The following is a 2,228-nucleotide window of genomic DNA, read 5'->3' as shown; positions in this document are numbered from 1 at the left end:
CCCCGGGCGGGCAGGCTGCGCGCCGGGCGGCCGGTCGGGTCCAACGGGACGGTCGCCGCGAACGCGGCCGCCGGCACGACTGCGGGCGCCCCCACTGCCTCGCCCGCGCCGTCCGCGCTGGAGGAGAGCTGATGCACCTCGCCTACCCCGCCGTCCTCGCCGCGCTGCTGTTCAGCGTCGGCGTGTACGGCGTGCTCGCCCGGCGCAACGCCGTCCTGGTGCTGATGTCCGTCGAGCTGATGCTCAACGCCGTCAACCTCAACCTGGTCGCCTTCGACGCGTGGCTGCGGGACTCGCTGCACGCCGGGCAGGCGCTCACCCTGTTCACCATCACCGTCGCCGCCGCCGAGGTCGGGCTGGGGCTCGCCATCGTCCTGCTGCTGTTCCGGGCCCGGGGCACCGCGGACATCGACCGGGCCACCGCGCTCGGTGACCCGGGCGAGGCGCTCGCCGTCGAGGAGACGCCGGTCGGCGCCGGGACGCCGACCGGAGCCGAGGCACTGAAGGGCCAGGCCGCCGCATGAACCTCGCCCTGCCCGTACTCGTCCCCGCGCTGCCCGCGCTCGGCGCCGCCGCGACCCTGGCCGTCGGCCGGAAGGCGCCCGGGCTGGCCCGGCCGCTGGCGATCGTCCCGGTCGCCGTCGCGGCCGTGCTCGCCCTGGTGGTCGCCCTCCAGCTCGGCACCGGCCGGACCCTGGACGCCGGCACCCGGCTCACCCCGACCGGCGGCCCGGACATCACGCTCGGCCTCCACCTGGACGGCTTCAGCTCGCTGATCTCCGTGCTGGTCGGCCTGGTCGCCACCTGCGTCCAGGTCTACTCGACCGCGTACCTCAAGGAGGACCCGCGCTACCCCTCGTACGCGGCGCTGGTCTCGCTGTTCACCGCGGCGATGTTCCTGGTGGTCTACTCGGGCGACCTGATCGTGCTGCTGGTCGGCTGGGAGGTCATGGGCCTGTGCTCGTACTTCCTGATCGGCCACCACTGGGAGACCGCGGACGCCCGCTCGGCCTCGCTGAAGGCCTTCCTGGTCACCAAGCTCGGTGACGTGCCGTTCCTGTTCGGGATCTTCCTGCTCGGCGCGGACGCCGGCAGCTTCCGCGTCCCGGACGTGCTGGCGGCCGCGACGGAGGGCCGGCTCGGGCACCCGACGCTGACCGCGCTGCTGCTGCTCGCCGGCGTGGCCGGCAAGAGCGCCCAGTTCCCGCTGCACACCTGGCTCCCGGACGCGATGGCCGGCCCGACCCCGGTGTCCGCGCTGATCCACGCCGCCACCATGGTCGCGGCCGGCATCTACCTGGTCGCCCGGCTGCTGCCGGTGTTCCTGCTGTCGGGCGCGGCGCTGGTCGTGCTCGCGGTGATGGCCGCCGTGACGATGATCGGCTCGGCGCTCTGCGCGCTCGCCCAGGACGACCTCAAACGGGTGCTCGCCTACTCCACCGTCGGCCAGCTCGGCTACATGGCCGGCGCGCTGGCCAGCGGGGACCGCGAGGCCTCGGTCTTCCACCTGGTCAGCCACGGCGCGTTCAAGGCGCTGCTGTTCCTGGCCGCCGGTGTGGTGATCCACGCCGCGCACACCAACTCGATCTCCACGATGTCCCGCATGCCCGGGCTGCGCAAGCGGGTGCCGGACGCCTACTGGACGACGGGCATCGCGCTCGTCGCCCTGGTCGGGCTGCCGCCGTTCTCCGGCTTCTTCAGCAAGGAGGCGGTGCTGACCGCCGCCGAGCACGCCGCCAACGGCGAGGCGCTGACCAACGGGCTCGGCCCGGCCTCGGCGGTGCCGCAGGCGGCCGGGTGGATCGTGCTGATCTCCGCCGGGTTGACCGCGCTGCTCACCGCCGCGTACGCGACCAGGCTCTTCCTGCTGGCGTTCCACAGCCCGGCCGGGGCCGCCGTGCCGACGGCCGCGGCCGCCAAGGCCCGGGTCCAGGTCCTGGCACCGGCCGACCACGAGGCAGGCGCGCCGTACTCGCCCGAACTCGACGAGGCCGACCCGGCCACCGCCGAGCCGCCCGCGATGCGCTGGCCGCTCTGGGTGCTGGCCGTGCCGACCATGGGCTTCGGCATCGTCGGCCTGCGCTCGGACTGGCTGCCCGCGCTCCTGGACGGCGGCTCGCTGCGGCCCTCCGCGGTCACCGCCGTCACCGGGACCGGGCTCGCCGCGGTCGGCGTGATCGCCGCGTACGGCGCCTGGCGCTCGGCGACCGCCCGGCTGGGCACCGGCC

The 2,228-nt window shown here is 75.0% G+C and carries 2 protein-coding genes; both read left to right on the top strand.

Features of this window, described 5'->3' with window-relative positions:
- Nucleotides 1-131 precede the first annotated feature (131 nt).
- Entirely contained in the window at nucleotides 132-524 is a 393-nt protein-coding gene (nuoK, locus tag AE652_RS39930; RefSeq protein WP_049660586.1) for an NADH-quinone oxidoreductase subunit NuoK, read from the top strand.
- The coding region (locus tag AE652_RS39925; protein WP_049660585.1) for an NADH-quinone oxidoreductase subunit L at nucleotides 521-2,228 on the top strand (1,708 nt) is incomplete at its 3' end. The genes nuoK and AE652_RS39925, both read left to right, overlap by 4 nt.

The organism is Kitasatospora sp. MY 5-36, from assembly GCF_001182915.1.
GTDB lineage: Bacteria > Actinomycetota > Actinomycetes > Streptomycetales > Streptomycetaceae > Kitasatospora.
This window is presented reverse-complemented; position numbering and strand designations above follow the sequence as displayed.

Bases quoted from the DNA above. Each gene is read 5' to 3' on its own strand.
- nuoK (WP_049660586.1), top strand. From the start codon at position 132: ATGCACCTCGCCTACCCCGCCGTCCTCGCCGCGCTGCTGTTCAGCGTC.